Below are 18802 nucleotides of genomic sequence, written 5' to 3'. Positions count from 1 at the left end.
GAATTGATCATCTCTAAATTACCTCAACTTCTGGGAAACTGCTGAAAAAATTCTCTTTGGGCTGTTGACACTCATAGTTTGCTGTCCATACAGTGACGTGGCGGATAGCTTTTGGGTTCCCCATCAGGACTCGGATACTGATGATCTAGCTGTCTTCTGGTTGTGCATCGATTGCTAAAACTGGTTGAATGGATCGATTTGGATCAGTGGCCTTTGAGTGTTGAACCAAAAAATCAATTATTTGGTTTCTATAAGCATAAATCTTCTGGAGGCTAATAGAGTTTAAATTCTCAAAATTGAGTTGAGAATATTGAAAATAAGATTGAGCTATATAGATCCACAGTTCATGAGAGGATGAATTTGCGGTTAAGTTTTGAGTAATATAAGCCAATAAATCTTCTTGAAAATAAATATATTTTTCTATATTTTCTAGGATTTTAAAATGATCAATACTTTTAAATAGCCAAGTCATAAAGTCAGGGAAAAAATAGTAAGGAATCACCGCATTTTTATAGATCAAAGGAAGTTGATAAGCTCTTTGATATAACATCAATCCCATTAGTTCAGAAATTAAATCACCTGAATATAAACCTTGAGAAAGCTTATCTTTAATTTCCTCAATCCAATGTTGCTCGATTTCACTAACTTCTTCATCAACTAGATTACTGTTTAAAAAAAGTTGATAAATGGGACGAATTTCGTGGGGATATTGAGTTTCTAACTCTGTTGGATCTAAAGTTAACCAATATTGAACTAAAATTTGGCGAACTAATTGAAGAGTTTCTATGATTTTGGGACGAGGATTGTTTTGATATTGACTGATTAAATTTTTTGTTAATTTTAGATAAAATTTTGAATTAAATAAAGCTTTATGTAAAATTATTTTTTTCAAAGATAAACTTAAAAAAGAATAACTTGAATCTTGCAAAAGTTTTAAATAAAGTCTCTCATAATCTTTGTAATTTTCCTGTTGAGCAATATTAACTTGAGTTTGTTGATTTTTATGGATGAGAAGGGAAGATAAAGCTTGATCGACAAAACCAATTTTATAACGTCCCATAATTCTCCACCACATATCCACGTCCAAAAGTTGCTGAAGATTAGGATCAAATCCTCCTAATTCTTCAAAAACCTGTTTAGGAATTAATACAGTTGTAGGTTCACCAATTTTATTTAACCCTCCTATTAAACAGTTGGGATCGGACAAAAGATCTTGACCCCATTGAATAGGTTTTAAATTAGACCATTTTTGATGTAAATTAACGGCACCTTTATAAGCAGATTGACAAATAAAATCGGATGTTGAATGGGGATGAATCACAACTTGACGCGGAGAAAAAACCAAACCGATTTCTGGATCTTGTTCGGCTAAATTCACCATTTCTTCAATACAATTCGGCTCTAACCAATCATCCTGAAAAATAAATTTTATATACTTTCCTTGAGCTTGTTTAATACAAAAATTGAGATTTTTGACTAATCCATAATTAGAATGAGTCAGAATTCGATAAGGAATAGAAGATTTCTCTTGAAAAGCTTCAGCAATTTTTATCGTGTTATCTGTTGAAGCATCATCAGAAATAATAATTTCTAAGTTAGGATAGGTTTGTTCTAAAGCACTTTGAAGAGCAGTTTTTATAAATTCTTCTCCATTATAAGTTGGAATTAATATACTCACCAAAGGAATAACTTGAATTACATCTGAGTCAGTTTCAACACTAGCTGAATCAGAAATTATAGCTAATTTTTTTTGTAAAATTTGATTTTGATTTTGAATTGATTCCAGTTCTTTTTGAGCTATTTCCAGTTTTTGCTTAAGTTTTCTGTTGTTTGTTAATTGAAAAGCATCATGAATTCCTGCGAGATGAATTAAATCTGCATATTTAAAAGAATATTTTTTTTCAATGTATTCAGCCGTTTCAGCATTATTCATTAACTGATATAAGGTAGAAATTCCAAAATACTGATGACTGAGACGATGAACCGTTAAAGCCAATTTTGCCATTAAAAATTGCAGATCATCCGGTGTAATGGGAGCTTGAATTAGGGACTGCTGAGGAAAAATTGTGTTAAAAATCTGGCAAACTTCTGGACTGAGATAATGTTGAAGCAGTTGAGGAATTTCCCAAATATGTCGAATAATATTTTCAGTTGTTACTTCACTAATATTGCTATCATGAAACCGAAATAAAACCAAGGGTTCAGGTAAAATATAAATTTCAGACTTCAGACATAAACGTATCCAAAAGTCTAAGTCATGAACTTGACGTAATCGAGGATCATATAATCCAATTAGATCATAACATTTTTTCTTGATTAAAACACTGGTATTACACAGAGAATTATCACAATAAAAGAAAGAATTTAACCATTGAAAACGATTTTTATTTTTTTGAGAAAATATTTTTTTGAAAGCAGTTTCTTTTCCGAGGTGCGGATTTCCTGCTTTATCAATAATTTCTGCATAAGTAAAAACAGCATCAAACTGAGAATTATGGTCTAAAAAATTGACTTGTTTTTCAAGCTTATCTGGTAAAAAAATATTATCAGAGTCTAAAATTGCAATGAATTCTCCAGTCGCCTGACGAATACAATGGTTTGCTGCTATACTAACACCTTGATTTTGTTCAAAAGAAAACCAGCGAATTCGAGGATCTGATTTTTCTTGAATACGTTCTAGGGTTCGATCAGAAGAACCATCATTGGTGATAATAATTTCAAAATCTTGATAGGTTTGGTTTAAAACACTGTCAATAGCTTCTGAAATATATTGTTCTTGGTTGTAAGTTGGAATAATAACGGTGACTCTCGGCATAAAAATTATGTTATAAATTGTATTAAATACTGGGAATACTGAAATAAACTTGCAAGTATGACCTCAAACCTGTTATTTATAAAATAGCTCTTATTCCGCTAAAAGTTATGAATAGAGATACCCCAGATGAAGTCAGTGATGACAGCCTAAATCCGAGTCCATCTTTGAAATCCGTTGAACGACCGTCGGAGTTACTGAATTTTTTACCTCCTCATGCTCAAGTCTTGATAGATGTAGGCTGTCTAACAGGAACAACTGGTTCTTATTATAAGCGAATTAATCCTCAAAGTTTCTATTGGGGAATTTTAATCCATTCAGAATTAAGTCCAGAGGTCACAAAAGGGTTAGATCAAATCATCCTGAGTTCAATCGACCAGTTAGAAACAATTGCATTAGAATTAGAAGAAGGAACAGTAGATTGTTTGATCTATGATTCAATCTTACCCCAAATCAGAAATCCCTTAAAGAGCTTACAGAATCATACCCGATGGTTAAAACAGGGGGGTCAAGTTTTAGCTTGTATTCCGAATAGTCAGTATTGGCGAAATATTATTAAGATAATCCAGGGAAAAGGAGGAATTTTAAGCCAAGAAGATACGAGCCAGAGGGGATTAACTTTAGACGCTATTCAAACCCTATTTTGGGAAGCTGGTTTATATATTTATGAAATTCAAACTAGAGGAAAAAAAGATGATGAATTTCAACAATTTCTTCACTTAATTCAACCTATTCGAGAAGGTTTAGGGTTAGATGCTAATCGTTTTTCGACTCAAACCGCAGCAGAATATTATCTGGTTCGCGCTATAAAATCCCTTCAACCTCCTCGTCGTTTATTAATTCAAACGGCAATCATGGCTCCCACAGGATGCGATCGCCTTCGAGTATTAGAACCTGATCAATTGAGTGCAACAATACCTGGAACTCGAACCATTTCTGCATCTAAATCGATTCCTACTGGTTCAATTTTACCCGAAGAAGAAAAGGTTTTTATTTGGCAACGGACAATTTTATCTTATGATCATCATTTGGAACTCTTAAAAAATTTGTTAACACAGGATTATTTAATTATTGCTGAAATTGATGATAATCCTTTACGAAGGAGGGAGTATGCTGAACATCGTTATCTGAGTTATCGGGGATGTCATGGTGTACAAACTTCTACAAAACCCTTAGCTTTATTTTTACAACAATTTAATCCCCATGTTGCCATTTTCAAAAATCATTTGTTGACTTTACCCCCCCCTCGAATCTATTCTAATTCAAGAGTAACCTTGTTTTTTGGGGCTTTAAATCGAGAACAGGATTGGCAACCGATTATGGAAGCTTTAAATCGGGTTTTACTCCGTCATCAAACTCATGTTCAAATCAAGGTGATTCATGATCGTCGGTTTTTTGATCAGTTAGAAATATCTGAGAAAGAATTTGAACCCTTTTGCAGTTATGATAGATATAATCATATTCTCCAAAGTTGCGATATTGCTTTATTGCCTCTAATGCCGACACCTGTAAATCTGATGAAATCGGATTTAAAGTTTTTAGAATGTGCAGGTCATGGCGTTGCGGTTTTAGCAAGTCCAACGGTATATGAACAATCAATAATTCACGAAGAAACTGGTTTAATTTATCGAACGATTCAACAATTTGAAATGTATTTGAATGAACTCATTATGAATACTTCATTGCGACGGAAAATTGCAATGAATGCCTATCATTGGGTAGGAGATCACCGTTTACTCTGCCAACATTATCAACAGCGACGAGACTGGTATTTAAAAATGCGAGATCAGTTACCCAGTTTGAATGAAGAACTCCGTCAACGAGTTCCTGAATTATTTAGATAATTCCCCAGAATATAGCAAAAATCAAACTTAAATTATTTAGTTTTAAATTATGCGAATTTTATTTACGATTCCTCACTTTTTTAATCCTGATGGAGATGGAAAACACGCCTCTTTAAGTAAAGATCATCGCCCAAGAATTACTGCTTTAGTATTTGCCTTAACTGCTTTACGAGAACTGTATAGTCAATCCCATTGCATGATTGATATTGCTCAATGTGTGACAATTCCAGTCAATACAGAACACAATTATCAAGTTGATATTGTCATTTGTACTACTCAACAGTATCACCTACTCGCTAACATTCCTTTACCTTCATCGTTTTGTAAGCATTACTCGACCCAAACAGAACCAATGTTACTGGGATTTGAATGCCATCGAGTGTTACGTGAATATTTGGGTCAGTATGATTATTATTGTTATTTAGAAGATGATTTGATTCTGCATGATCCTTGGTTTTTCGTTAAGTTAAATTGGTTTAATCGTCATACAGGAAATAGCTGTCTTTTACAACCAAACCGTTACGAAGTTTCTCCCCACAGCAAAGTGATTAAGGCTTATATTGATGGAGATCTTTTACCCCATATCACGGCTAATTTTCAAAATATTCAAGATCAGCCTCAGTTTATTGGTAAAGTCATGGAACAGGCTGTTTCTTTCAAACGTCCTTTAAATCCCCATTCGGGTTGTTTCTTTTTAAATGCTGAACAAATGGAATTTTGGGCAAAACAACCGTATTTTTTAGATCGAGATTGTAGTTTTATTGGGCCGTTAGAAAGTGCAGCAACCCTAGGAATTATGAAAACATTTAAACTTTATAAACCGACTGCCGCCCACGCTAATTTTTTGGAAATTCAACACTTTGGTTCAGGTTTTCTAAACTTAATTGGAAGACAAGTTAAACATTTTGATGAAGATAACACTACAGAAACAAGTGCGCCCTTATCAAACCCTGTAGCATCAGAAAAAGACTGATGCAGCAAATCTATACGGTAAAATCTTTTTCTCCGGTGTTACCTGTTGCCTACTATCTCTATAAAAAAAGACCGAGAAATTAAATTGATCTCGGTCTTTTTGTTATTAACCTATTGACAAAATTAAAGGGGAGAAAAAGCGAATAGAACTCAAAAGTTAGTGTGTAAAGCCCGTCTCTTTCTCCTGATCTGTCAACCTAACCTAGATAATGATTGTAAAATCTGTCCGGGTCAGGGTCGGAATTGTATTGTCTGGCTGTTTCATGAAGGCAACTAAATCAGCCGGAGTTGCACCACCGCCATCGGAGTCATACCATAATGCTCCACTGGTTTCCTCGTACACCAATACAGGGCCGACATTTGTTGGTGCTTGAGTATTGGCAGCCGCGCCATTGTAACTGGCTTTATCGAGAACGATAAATTGCTCGAAAGACAGTTCAGTGGTTGGGACACCCGGACGCAACTCAAAGGCAAAGCCTCCAGCCCCACGAGAGAAGTAGATGTTATCTTCACCCGAATTAAAGTCAGTAATCAAGTCAGCTAAAGTACCATTGACATCGGATTTGAACTGGTACAGGAAGACATCAGCACCGGCACCTCCGACTAAGGTATCTTGGTTGGTGCTACCTTGCAGGGTATCGTCACCGTCCTCACCGAACAGTACGTCTTGTCCAGAACCCCCGAAGAGGTAGTCATTGCCACCACCAGAGATAATGGTGTCATCTCCGAAACCAACGGAGGTTCCCGCACTCGCGGCAACGCTTCCCCCTTGCAGGAAGTCAGCGCCACTTCCGGTAACAATGCTATCATTGCCATCACTACCGGAAATAGTGTTATTGCCTAGGGTATCAAATAAGACAAAGCTCGTTATGGTAGCGCCAGAGGCTAAACCACCCACAAAGGAAATGTTGTCATTACCCTCTGAGGAACCTTCACCGAGGAGGCTATCATTAGTTGTGGTAAAGATAATCGTGTCATCACCGACACCACCATTATAAACATTCGCGACTGAACCTAAGGCGCCATAGATATAGTCGTTACCCGAACCACCCGATAAGGTAACCACAGGAAGTCTCCCGGAGCTATCAGGTAATGTCCAATTTCCTCCGTAGAGGGTGTCATTGCCATCTCCACCATCTAACAGGGTGAATTTTCCAGAGAGGCTGTCATTCCCAGCATCACCATAGAGGACATCTGTACTAAAGGCAGCGACTAAAGTATCATTTCCGCCACCGCCATACAGGGTGCTTTCACCTACAAAACCGGGTTGGCTGGTGCTACCTTGAGTGGTTAAAACATCTGTGGTTCCTGTGGTGATTAAGTCATTGCCTTCACCCCCATACAGGGCATCCTGAATCGCAAAGCTTCGGATGGTATCGTTCCCGTCTCCACCATCCATGTAGTTCTGGCCCTCTGCAAAGCGACCAATACCACCGTAGAGAGAATCGTCACCCACACCGCCCGTTAGGGTAATTTGGCTTAGACCAACAACAGCAGGAGTTGTAGAGAATTGTAATGTGGCTATTGGATTTTGAACGATAAGGGTGTCGTTTCCACTACCGCCATCCAAGAGGTTCAGACTACCTACACCAATGATAGAGTCATTATCATCACCACCGAGGAGGCTATCCCCGTTATTAACCCCAACAATACTGTCTCTGCCTTTATCTCCAGAGACATAGTTATTTCCTTGGTTACTGCCGCCTACTGCTCCAGCAACAACAACACCGGTGAGATTACTTTGGCCACTGGCATTGACAAATCCAAGCTGGTCATCTCCTTGACCACCATAGAGTAAATCTCCACCTTGAATTCCACCCAGCAGGGTATCTGAGTCTTTATTTCCATTGAGGAAATTATTACTAGATTGACCAATCAAAAAGTCATTATCTACCCCTCCATAGAGGCTGGCTGTTAAATCCGCCGATAAGGTGTCACGGCCTGCATTTCCAATTAGAACAGTGCGAAGCTGTTGAGATCGGAGGGAATCATTACCTGTGTTACCGATAACTGTATCCCCAGGGCCTCTGCTTTGCAAAATATCATTATCGGCACCACCGTCGATTAGACTTCCACCTAGGGTCGAAGAGAGAATGGTGTCGTTTCCACCTTCACCCAGAATGGTATCGGGTTTAGGGGCGAAGCCCACATCCTGATCATAATATTGGGGCCCTGGGCCTAAATTTGTTGTCATTTGATTTCACTCCTCTGCAATAATGTCATTAGATTCTGTTGGGATGACAGACACTACTGAAAACACCATACCTTGTTCGGCAGTAGTTTAACCTTTTTGTCTCCAGCAAGTCTAGTCCTTTATCATAAAAACCTCATGGGAAGTGTAAAAACTCAGCGTCTTTAGACAACAGAGGAAACACGACTCAGGGGAATTTATTCCCCGTGAATATTAGATTGGGAACCGACAAAAATTGCTGTATTTGCCGATTCCCGGTTTTTTGGGATTTCTCCCACTCCTATTGCTAGGGTAATGTTAGCTTCGCCAATGTTATCGGTCGGTACTATCTCGATCAGCACTGTCTTACCCCTCGTAAAACTGTTTAACTTTCGAGTTCCAGAGCAACGGACTAGCTTCGCATCCCTTGGTGGGTCTTTAACACTTACCGATAACGTAGTCAGTTAAGACTATAGCTGGTCAGCTATCTAAAGTCAGAGGCTTGTTGGCGTAGCCTGCGCTCCGCTTATAGCCCTGTCTCTTTAGAGCGGGGTGCTGACTCTTGTCTACTAGATAGATATGGCCGTTTCGACTGCTAGAGTTTACTATCAATTCTGTCTTGAAAATTCTCATTCTCAGTTTGTCTTGAAGCCATCACTCTGAAGTCAGAAAAGGCACTTTATTTTAAGTTCCTTCACCCTGTCAGACGGGTTCCCAGACAAAAAGGTTCCTCATTAACTTCTGATCAGAAGTTCCCCCGTTTAGACAGCAACAGAAATAACATCTCGTTCCCTCCCTATTGCAAAACCATTCCGGGTTCAACTCGGCCGATGGTTGCGGGAAAAGAACGATTTGCTACTTCTGTAATCAATTGCAGATGTTTTGATAAGAGTTTGCTCAAATCATAACGTTCTAAGGCGGTTTCACGAGCTTTTACTCGCAATTGAGCCATACGATTTGGATGATCTAGCACTTCATCAACTCGATCTGCAATCTGTTTGGGAGAGAAGAAATCGACCAGTAGGCCGTTGACTCCATCTTGAATCACTTCTCGCACGGGGGCCGTATCTGAGCCAATGACTAAACAGCCTGTTGATAGGGATTCAATCATTGACCAGGATAGGACAAAGGGCCGTGTTAAATAAATATGAACATCTGAAGCCTGAATCACTTGTAAATATTGGCCATAGGGAAGTGGCCCTACAAAATGAATTCGAGACAGATCCAAGGGGATTTTTTTGAGCATATAGTCTTTATAGCTCATACCATTGGGTAAAGGTTTACCATAACAAACTCGTTCCGATCCCACCACCACCACATGACAGTTAGGTCTACGTTCTTGAATATAAGCTACGGCTTCAATAAATTCAGGGAATCCTCGATAGGGTTCCATCCCCCGTCCGACATAAGTAATCAGTTCCTCAACGCCGGATAAATCTAAATTGGGTAAGACCAATTTTGCCCCAGGATTGGGTTGAAAATAACTGGTATCAACGCCATCATGAAGGACAGAAATCTTTTGCCGCAGTTCAGGCGGAAATTGAGACTGTTGCCAATAGGTGGGTGAAATACCCCGATCACAGGAATATAAGTCAATTAAAATCGGGGTATTTTTAACCCGAATTCGAGCTTTATCATCAACAGTGAGGGGATCAGCCGGATCAAAGTCAGCGTCCGATCCTTCGGAATGATAAAACCATTCAAAATAACACAATAAGGGGATATTCGGAAAAGCTTCTTTGACAAATAAAGTCGGCCCCCAACCGGAATGACCGCAAATTACATCGGGGACAAATCCTTTGGCTTTGAGTTGTTCTGCCATTCTAAATACGGCTTGTCCATGTAATACGGCACTTTCTAAAACCCGAACATATTGATGGGTTTCAGCACTGGCTTCTCGACTGGGATTAAAGACGGCTTTTTCAACTCCGGGGATATTCCATTCGGGACGCTCATTTTTTGTTCCAAATACAATTTGATTATTGGGATCTGCACCCAAAGCTGTAATGATATGGCGGTATTGGGCGGGAAAATTAGGGTGTAAAAACAGTGCTTTCATGAGGACGTTGAGAGATAAAATTTAACAGAAATTATGTTTTTTAAGGTTTACAGAACTTCAGGAGCTTTACAAATCCATACACAGTCTCTGGGTACGGATTCAGTATCTTTTTGAAGAATTTCATAGTTTAAATGGGTCAAAAATTTCTCCATTATGGTATCAGTCATTAAGGAAAATGCGGTTCCATGTCGCTTTCCTAATAAATTTTTATCCCAATCCTGTAAGAATTTCTTCCAGCCTAATTCACTTAAAAGATTGGTATGGTGGAAAATACACAAGCGATCGCCTTTTAATAAAGCGGGAATCCGAGTTAAATAGTTAAAAATATCTCGGGGTTCAATATGGACTAGGGTGTCGTAGCAAAAACAAACATCTAAGGACTGAGGCTCAATTCCATCTAGGGTTAAGCCATCTAATTTAATATAAGAAACTCGTTCATTTCCCAGCCGATTTTGAGTTGCATTCAGAAGTTGTTGAGAAATATCAGCACATACAAGACGATCGCAATAGTTCAATAATAAAGCGGCTGTTCTACCCCCTCCTACACCAATTTCTAAAACTTGATGATGTTTCTGAATATAGGGAGCAATAAATTTCTGTTCTATTAAAGATTCATATTCTTCGAGGGAATTCGCAGCACCAGCAGCAACTCCAATCCATTCATCTCCAATATAAACTTCTTCTGAGCTTGTACTTTGCCAATTTTTAGCATAATTATCCCAAGCGGATTCATAATCAACTTTTGTCATGGATTTCACCGATAATAAGGTAGAGGTAGAACTAATATTTTGAGGAGACTGTGATAAAGTAGACTGAAAATCACAGGAAGATTCAGAGATTCCCCAACTCCAATCTCCACCGAGTAACTGTGTTAATTTTTGGTTATAGGGGAGAAAATAGGCTTCTAATTTTTGACGAATGATTGGGTTAGCATTTACATAAGTATTAGCATTGTATTTATCATAACTGGATAAGTGATAATCCGGGAGTCCTAAAAAGGCAAACACTTGATTGACAACTCTTGCAGAATCTGAATATAAATCTTCACTTTTGAGGATTAAGAATTGTTCTCTAGGAAAAAACTGCATCCATCTTTGCAGTTGTTCTGCATAAAGTCCCCGCGCAAGGTACGAATAATGTTGATGGTTAAAACTAAAATAATTAACCTCTGAACAAATTCTTTCAGTTTCTCCTTGGAGTCGTTTAGCTTCTTGTGCGATCGCCTCTTCTAAAGATAAGGATTCATATCCTAACTTCACTTCCCAATAGTAATGGGAAATGGCTCGATCAACGGGATTTCTTAATAAGACAATTAATCGAGTTTCAGGGAAAGACTCATATAGCCGTTGAGGAACTAAGGGATGGAATAAGTAATAAGGAGAACCTTCACCTGTAAGGATCTGCTGTCCCTCCGCCTCCGGGGAAAATTGAGACTGATACCAATCTAAACCTTGATCATAATTTAAGGTGAAAAAATGGATTTCTTTTTGAGTTGCTGCTACAATTTGAGGGTGTTGACATAAGTAATGATACAGAGAATTAGTTCCCCCTTTTTGTACCCCAATAATGATAAAATGGGGTGGGGGAAGAGGTTCAAAATAGATTGTCCTTGTTTGAATCAAGGGTGATGCTCCTCCTTTTGAATAATCAGTATAATTAAGTTGTCTGTCAACCGTTAATCGTCAATTGTTAACTGGTCAGGACTCTAACATGACAAAACTGATCACTGATTTAGATTATACTCTAACTGGTTTACTGTTTCGGTTATGAATTGGCAAAGAATTTAATATCAATTCAAACTTCCCCATTGAGGATATCACAATTATGACACTCACTGCTGATACTGAAATCGTTGATCAACTTTATATTTTTCGGCGTTTTTTTGCCAACAGATATTTACAGGGAAATGGAATTGAAGTGGGAGCTTTAAATCATCCTCTGGAGGTTCCTGCATCGGCTCATGTTAAATATGTGGATCGCATGAGTGTTCCTAACTTAAGAAAACATTATTCTGAATTAGAAAATGCTGATTTAGTTTCTGTAGATATTATCGATGATGGTGAATTCTTAGGAACATTAGAGGATGAAACTCAAGATTTTGTGATTGCCAATCATTTTATTGAACATTGTCAAAACCCGATTCTAACGATTCAGAATTTGTTGCGAGTCATTAGAAAAGAAGGAATTCTTTATTTAGCGGTTCCTGAAAAACAATATTGTTTTGATCGAGATCGTCCGGTTACTTCGATTGAACATTTATTAAAAGATTATCACGAAGGCCCCGAATGGTCTAGGCAATATCATTATGAAGAATGGGTTGAATTGGTGGAAAAAGAAAAGGACGAAACGAAAGCGCAATGGATGGTTAAGCAATTGATGAAGCAGGATTTAAGTATCCATTTTCATGTGTGGACAGGTAAAGATTTCATTGATTTTTTAATGACGTTAAAAAAGCAGCTAAATTTTCCTTTGTCTTTAGAAAAAATTTTTGATAACGGGAATGAACTCATTACGATTATCAAAAAGTTATAACAGTGTACAGGGGAATAGATTTTCTATTCCCTTCAAATCCTTAGAAGCGTTTGGGACGTAATACACATAAACAGAAATCTGATTCTAATCCTCCTGGAATTTCCATTAATATTTGTTCAAATTCTAACAACAGTTTAATAATCGTTTCTCCTTTGGGATCACCTGGCAAAAATTGATTATGATCTAATAAAGGATACAAAGGATGGAGAATTCCGCCTCCAAAAGGATTAAACAATTCAATATCAAAATAATATTCAATAAACGGTAAAATCAATTCAGAACGAACCGCTTCTGAGGGGTCGGTGGCAAAGACTTGATGGATGCTGGGATTTATAAATTTATTTTCCATAACTCCTGACCGAATTAACTTATGGAAACATTGATACAAACGATTAATCATTTCAACTTGATGTTGATCGTAAATACAATAATTCGCCCCCACATATTCATTAATAATAAAATATCCTTGGGGATGCAACGCTTTATGAACAATTTCTAAAAATCGTTCTAATTCCCGAACATGGTGGAGAGAACCCGAACAAAATGCCATATCGTATTTAATCTCTGGGTTCAGGGTAAAGGTATTAAAATCTTCCTGATAAAAGTTAACAGAAACACCCGCATTTTCTGCATCTCGTCGGGCAATTTCTAAGGACGCAGCCGAGAAGTCAAACGCATCAATTGTTTGAGCAAATCCTAATTCTGCCATTAAAATTTCATGGTTGCCAATTCCACAGCCTAATGAGATAAGATTATTAAATTTTTGACCCACAAAATAATCTTCAATTAACCACCGTAACCAATATTTCTTGGTTTGACCGCCAGACATTCGTTGATGAATTTTTTCAGCAATAATTGGATTAGAAACCCATTGGCTTGCTGCTGCGGTTGGGTTAGTTTCCCAATAATTTTTAGCTTGAGGTTCAGCAATTTGGGGTTCAATAATTTGAGGTTCAATAATTTGGGGTTCAATAATTTGGGGTTCAGGATTATTAATTTCTGGTTCAGAATTCTTTTCTTCTGGTTCAGGAGAAGGTTGTATAATCTCCACCTCTACATCTAACACTTCTAAAGATTGAGAATCAGAATAAATTTCAGCAAGGGGATAAGGATTAATAAAATAGGCTTCTTGGAAAATTTCTAAATAGCTTTGAGTCATTTCTTCAAAGGTATTTAGAGACTCTAAAACATAGCGAGAATTGTCTGCAAATTCTTGTCTTAATTCCTGATTTTCTAATAGAATAGTTAAAGATTTTGCTAATTCTTCCGGTTGGTTGGGAGTGTAGAATAAACCGTTAATTTCAGGACGCACTTGTTCAGGAATTCCAAATACCGGAGTTGTAATAATCGGTAGGTTATATCCCATAGCTTCCATAATCACTCGCGGATAACTTTCAATTCGAGACGTACAAACGAAAATATCCGCAGCCAGGAAATATTGGGCGGTTTCTGGGGTTTCTGAAACCATTGTTAATCGGTCTTTTAAGCTATCAGGAAGTTGAGCGACTAATTGCGCTAATTTTGTACTATAAAGACTAGGGCGATCGCCTACAATAAAACAGCGAATTTTGCTATGATATTGAGGAGATAATAAAGGCAACGCTTTGATTAAATCCTGTTGTCCTTTGCGTTCGCAAACGGTTCCCAATAACAAAATTACGATTTCATCTTCTGCTATGTTTAACCCAGTTCGAGCTTCAGATTTTGTTAACTGTTCTGAGGCTTTCACTAACCGTTCAATATCTAAGCCATTATGAATAACCGTAAAGTTGTGATAACTATTTAAAGGTTGATAAAGATTTCGCGTTGCATCCGCTACAAAAATCACCCGATAGGGAAACTGAAAACACTCTAATGCTCTCGTCGCAATCTCTGAACCTAAGCCATCAAAATAAGTTTGCCAAGGTTCACTTTCATGGACATTCCAGACAGAAGGAACAGCCTTTTGTTTCGCACAATCTACCATGAAAAAGGTTTCTAAGGTGTTAGCATAAACCACATCAAATTGCTCTAATTGTAGTTCTTTTGCTAACCCTTGGATAGCTTCATGATAGGTTTCCAATTGATAAAGATTAGCTAAGGGATGTTCTCGAATAATGACTCGAATTCCCTGTTGTTCATAAGCATAGCGTAACGGCCCATCATTGACACAGAAAATAACAGGTTCTAGGTTTCCTTCGGAAGCTAATTTAACAGCAATTTCAAATTGATGTAAGGGTGCGCCTGTATATTCCAACTCATTACTACACATTAAAACTTTAGGAACAGGTGCTTTTTTCTGGGTTAATTTAAACTGATAGCGTCGGGGTTGAATTTGAAACCACTCATTGGCTAAGGATAAATTAGGATTATAAAAAGGGTCGATTTTATTAGCATATTGACGACGGAATTTTGCTACTTCTTTGGGGTCATCTTTATAGCCTCGACTGGTTCCTTCTCGGTGAATTAATTCAGCATCAGGACAATAAACCGACTGATAACCTTTTTCAAATAATCGATAACCGTAATCAACATCATTGTAAGCAACGGCAAAATCCGTTTGATTAAATCCTCCTAAATCTAAGAACAATTGACGGGGTGTTAATAAACAAGCCGCCGTAACAGCCGAATAATTTCTCACCACTTTAGAATAAGCTAAATACCCAAAATCTTGACGATGGCATAACTTAAAGGCATGACCCGCTAAACCATGATGAAGTCCATGCAGGATTCCAGCGTGTTGAATGCGGTCATCGGGGTAAATTAATCGCGCTCCTACTGCCCCTACACCGTTCATTTGAGCATAACCCATCATCTGAGTTAACCAGTGGGGATTAATAATTTCAGTATCATTATTCAGGAATAATATATAATCGCTTTTTGTCTGTTCAACGGCTTGATTATTAATAGCAGCAAAGTTGAACTTTCCATTATTTGCTATTTTTAAAACCGATATTTTTTCAGAAGTATTGATTTGATTCAGATACTCTAAAGTTTTGGAGTCATCACTTTCATTATCAATAATAACAACTTGATAATTTTGATAAGTTGTTTTTTGAATTGATTCAACACAAGCTTGCAGTAATTTAAGCTGATTTTTTGTAGGAATAATAATTGCTACAGATGGCCCTTGATCAGGAAATTGATGAGAAAAAATGCCGATTTTCAGTTCACTAGCCCAATTCGGTTGATAAACTTTTCCAGGACTTTGACGACGAGTTAAAGCTTCTTGAATAGCGTGTTTTCCCGCATCAAAACTGGCTGGTTTTGCCGCCCCAGAAACAGCCGTTGAACCGGGGGCTGTGCGCCAATGATATAAGACTAACGGGAGATGACCAATGTGGCGAGAAACTTCTGTTGCTCTCAGGGCAAAATCATAATCCTGTGACCCTTCAAATCCAATTCTAAACCCTCCTAATTGTTCAAAAATCGACCGCCGAACCACTAACAAATGCCCCATATACATATAGGAAAGTAACAATTGAGGCGACCAGTCCGGCTTAAATTGGGGGGCAAATCGTTTGCCTTCCGGGTCGATTTTGTCATCGTCAGAATAAAGGAAATCTGTTTCAGGATATTGGATTAAATATAATGCCATTTCTCCCAAAGCATCGAGGGTTAATTCATCATCGTTATCTAAAAATGCAATAAATTCCCCCGTTGCTTGACTTGCTGCACTATTGGTTGCGACGCTAATATTCCCATTTTCGGTGCGAAAAGTTACTTTAATTCGAGAATCTTGGGCTGCATATTGATTTAATAATTCTGCAACTTGAACATTAGTGCTACAATCATCCGCAATACACAGTTCCCAATTAGAATACACTTGGTTGATGACACTTTGAATTGCTTTTTCTAAAAATTCTATGGGGGGATTATAAACAGGCATCACCACTGAAATTTTAGGCAAGATTTCAGTAGAATAAGCGGATAATCGAGTTTTTAAATGATTGAAACTACGTTCTGTCCATTGATTAGCTTCTAACCAAGCATTATAGGCGTCAACGGGTTGAGGAAGTTCAAATCCTTGAGGTGGTAAAACATCACCGAGAGGGGCATTGGTTTGCCGATACATCAGGCGCATTTGTCGAATAATTGCCGGAATTTCCCAAGGCATAGGTAACAAACGACCTAACCGTTGTTTTCGTTCTCCAATTCGTTTTTGAATGGCGGCACTATAGCGAGAAATTTGTTTAACTTTTATTGTACTTTTTTCTAATAATCCATAGCGAGAAACTTGTAAAGTTTGAGGGCAATTATAGGTGAGGGTTTCTCCCGTTTCTAATTGAGCTTCTAAACTAATTTGCCAACTTCCAGAGGGAATATCAATTAACGCTTCAAACCCACTTTCTGAACTTCCAACCCAATTGGGAAATACCTGCCCCACATCGACACGACGTAAGCCATGGGCACAAATTACCCACTGATTTCCACAGATTAATTTCAGTTGAGTAATGTGATGGGTGGGATGACAACACCATCCGGCAAATAAAATTTGTCCTTGTCGTTGTTCCCATTGCATTGGAACATCAAAAGATGCCCCTAACGTCGAAACGGATAAAGGATAACGAGCAAAAATAGTCCATTTTCCGGTGCTATCTTGAGCTTCTAATTCAACTAAAGAATCACCTTGAGGGACGCGAATTTGTAAATAAAATCCTGATGTTTGAGCTTGAGGATAGTTGGGTTGAAGCTCCGCAACATCCTCCCGTTCAATCCCATATTGTCCGGTAAAAATATCCGTTCCAATTCTAGCACGAATGGCTTTTAAAGGTTGATTTCCGGTGTAAAAACACCAACCGGAAATATTCAAAAATTTGTCGGTAAATCCGGTTAATTGCCAATTTAGGGGAAAATCAATGGAATGAATAAACCGCCGACGAAATTGCCGTAAACGTTGTTTAACACCTAACCATTTATTGCGAAGTTTCCAGAATTTAGAAGACTTCATGGCGGAAACTTCTTGTTGAGCTTTGCCGAGTTCGTCTTCTAAACTAAAGATTTTATTTAAAGCTTGTTGAAATTGAGAGTCTGACCCTAATAATTTCAGTTGAGTTTTACCGAGTTCTTCTTCTAAGGCTAAAAGTTTGGTGAGTCCGTCTTGATATTGAATGTTTAAGTCTTCATATTTAATATTAAAGTTTTGCAGTTCAAATTGAGTATGTCCAAGTTCTGTTTCTGCTTTAATCAAACCCAATAAGGCTTCTTGATATTTAGCATCTAAAGCTTGTAATTTCCCTTGAGTTTTACCGAGTTCTTCTTCGGTTGTTACCAGTTTTTCTACAGCTTGCTGAAATTGAGTTTTAAACCCTTCCAATTCTCCTTGAGTTTTTCCTAATTCCTCTTCTGTCTGAATTAATTTAGTAATGGCTTCTTGAGATTGGGATTCTACACCATTGAGTTTTAATTGAGTTTGACCCAGTTGATTTTCGGTTTTAATTAAACGTTCAACGGCATCTTGAAATCGTTCTTGCCATTGTTCAATATCGGTTTGTAAAATATCCCGATCTTTGAGCAAAATATCTAAATCTTTGGCTAAAATGGATTGAGATTTCTCTAACTTGCGAAGTTTTGCCCAATCCTCAAACATCCAGTCAGTGGATAAGGGTTTATTTAAACTTTCTAATTCTGAGGTACTTAAACGGCTGCTTAAGGGATACGCAGCAGCTTCTAATTGTTGATAAAGTTCTATCGCTTCAGGAAAATAAGCTTTAATAAATAAAGGTTTAGGAGTCGCTAAAATTCGATTGACTAATAAAGAGGGTTCAAATTGATTAGAAAAGTCACAGGGTAAATTGAGTTTAAATTTATGATTAATGGCTTGAATAAAATCTGCTGTTTGATTACCAATGGTATAAACATTAGCTAAAAGGCATTGTTCAGGATATTTTTGATAAAACTCTAAAATTTTACGGTTATAATAGTTCCACATTTGGAGGGCAAGTTCGGGATGATCGAGTAAAGTCGCATCCGTAGCCCGACGATAGAGAGAATCAATCACTTCCCAAGGAGAACGATAAACAAAAATAAAATTAGCTTGGGGCAATAATTCATGCCAAAAGTCTAAAAATAATGTGGTTCTCGGATCTTTCCATCCCCAAACGGTATCAAGATCTTGATTAATTTCAATCAGTTTTTTGGCCGTTTCTATATCCTGTTCTGTAAGAGATATTTCCTCTGTAAAAACACATCCAATTTCATCAATATTATGACTTTTAAAAATCGATTTATGGAAGTCTACAAAGTTAATATTTTCAAAATGACCTTTAATATTTCCATAGTCAGCACCGACTAACTGTTGACCAATATTTACGCCTAAATTTTGCAGCAAGGAAGCCGTCAAAGAGGTTCCTGAACGGTGCATTCCGGCAACGATTAGAATAGAAGAGGGTGAAGAAGTCTTATCCATAAGTGTTTAAGTGATGATTTCAGCT

General features: G+C 37.6%; 9 protein-coding genes. 3 read left to right on the top strand and 6 right to left on the bottom strand.

What is annotated here, in order from left to right:
- Positions 1-145: 145 nt before the first annotated feature.
- Entirely contained in the window at positions 146-2815 is a 2670-nt protein-coding gene (locus H6G57_RS02715; protein WP_190515787.1) for a glycosyltransferase, read from the bottom strand.
- 107 nt (positions 2816-2922) lie between these two features.
- On the opposite strand from H6G57_RS02715, the gene H6G57_RS02710 reads away from it, so the two are divergent.
- Both H6G57_RS02710 and H6G57_RS02705 read left to right on the top strand, forming a co-directional pair.
- Positions 2923-4656, top strand: coding sequence for a glycosyltransferase (locus H6G57_RS02710; RefSeq protein WP_190515786.1), 1734 nt, complete (start codon positions 2923-2925; stop codon positions 4654-4656).
- Positions 4657-4705: 49 nt separating this feature from the next.
- Positions 4706-5629 (top strand): calcium-binding protein, encoded by a 924-nt coding sequence (locus tag H6G57_RS02705; protein WP_242048848.1) that lies wholly within the window; start codon positions 4706-4708, stop codon positions 5627-5629.
- Positions 5630-5830: 201 nt separating this feature from the next.
- On the opposite strand, the gene H6G57_RS02700 is transcribed toward H6G57_RS02705, so the two are convergent.
- The 4 genes from H6G57_RS02700 to H6G57_RS02685 form a co-directional block, all read right to left on the bottom strand.
- The gene (locus H6G57_RS02700; RefSeq protein WP_190515784.1) at positions 5831-7822 is read right to left on the bottom strand and encodes a calcium-binding protein; all 1992 of its coding nucleotides are present in this window, start codon (positions 7820-7822) and stop codon (positions 5831-5833) included.
- 194 nt (positions 7823-8016) lie between these two features.
- On the bottom strand, positions 8017-8160 hold the full coding sequence (locus H6G57_RS02695) for a hypothetical protein (protein WP_190515782.1): 144 nt from the start codon (positions 8158-8160) through the stop codon (positions 8017-8019).
- 434 nt (positions 8161-8594) lie between these two features.
- Complete coding sequence (locus H6G57_RS02690) at positions 8595-9857, bottom strand: glycosyltransferase family 4 protein (protein WP_190515781.1); 1263 nt, start codon at positions 9855-9857, stop codon at positions 8595-8597.
- 47 nt (positions 9858-9904) lie between these two features.
- Positions 9905-11479 carry a sulfotransferase domain-containing protein gene (locus H6G57_RS02685; RefSeq protein WP_190515779.1) on the bottom strand — a complete coding sequence of 525 codons (1575 nt, stop codon included), beginning with the start codon at positions 11477-11479 and terminating at the stop codon, positions 9905-9907.
- A gap of 202 nt (positions 11480-11681) precedes the next feature.
- On the opposite strand from H6G57_RS02685, the gene H6G57_RS02680 reads away from it, so the two are divergent.
- Positions 11682-12389, top strand: coding sequence for a methyltransferase domain-containing protein (locus H6G57_RS02680; protein ID WP_190515777.1), 708 nt, complete (start codon positions 11682-11684; stop codon positions 12387-12389).
- A 40-nt stretch (positions 12390-12429) separates the two neighbouring features.
- Here the strand turns inward: H6G57_RS02680 and H6G57_RS02675 are convergent, their stop codons facing one another.
- Positions 12430-18777, bottom strand: a complete 6348-nt coding sequence (locus tag H6G57_RS02675; protein ID WP_190515776.1) for a glycosyltransferase — start codon at positions 18775-18777, stop codon at positions 12430-12432.
- Positions 18778-18802: the final 25 nt, after the last annotated feature.

This window comes from Planktothrix sp. FACHB-1365, assembly GCF_014697575.1.
Taxonomy (GTDB): domain Bacteria; phylum Cyanobacteriota; class Cyanobacteriia; order Cyanobacteriales; family Microcoleaceae; genus Planktothrix.
The sequence above is the reverse complement of the archived record's forward strand: the minus strand, read 5'-3'. Positions and strand labels throughout refer to the sequence as shown.

What these genes read in the sequence shown, in the direction of transcription:
- H6G57_RS02715 (WP_190515787.1), bottom strand. Translation starts at nt 2,815, where the DNA reads ATGCCGAGAGTCACCGTTATTATTCCAACTTACAACCAAGAACAATAT.
- H6G57_RS02710 (WP_190515786.1), top strand. Translation starts at nt 2,923, where the DNA reads ATGAATAGAGATACCCCAGATGAAGTCAGTGATGACAGCCTAAATCCG.
- H6G57_RS02705 (WP_242048848.1), top strand. Translation starts at nt 4,706, where the DNA reads ATGCGAATTTTATTTACGATTCCTCACTTTTTTAATCCTGATGGAGAT.
- H6G57_RS02700 (WP_190515784.1), bottom strand. Translation starts at nt 7,822, where the DNA reads ATGACAACAAATTTAGGCCCAGGGCCCCAATATTATGATCAGGATGTG.
- H6G57_RS02690 (WP_190515781.1), bottom strand. Translation starts at nt 9,857, where the DNA reads ATGAAAGCACTGTTTTTACACCCTAATTTTCCCGCCCAATACCGCCAT.
- H6G57_RS02680 (WP_190515777.1), top strand. Translation starts at nt 11,682, where the DNA reads ATGACACTCACTGCTGATACTGAAATCGTTGATCAACTTTATATTTTT.
- H6G57_RS02675 (WP_190515776.1), bottom strand. Translation starts at nt 18,777, where the DNA reads ATGGATAAGACTTCTTCACCCTCTTCTATTCTAATCGTTGCCGGAATG.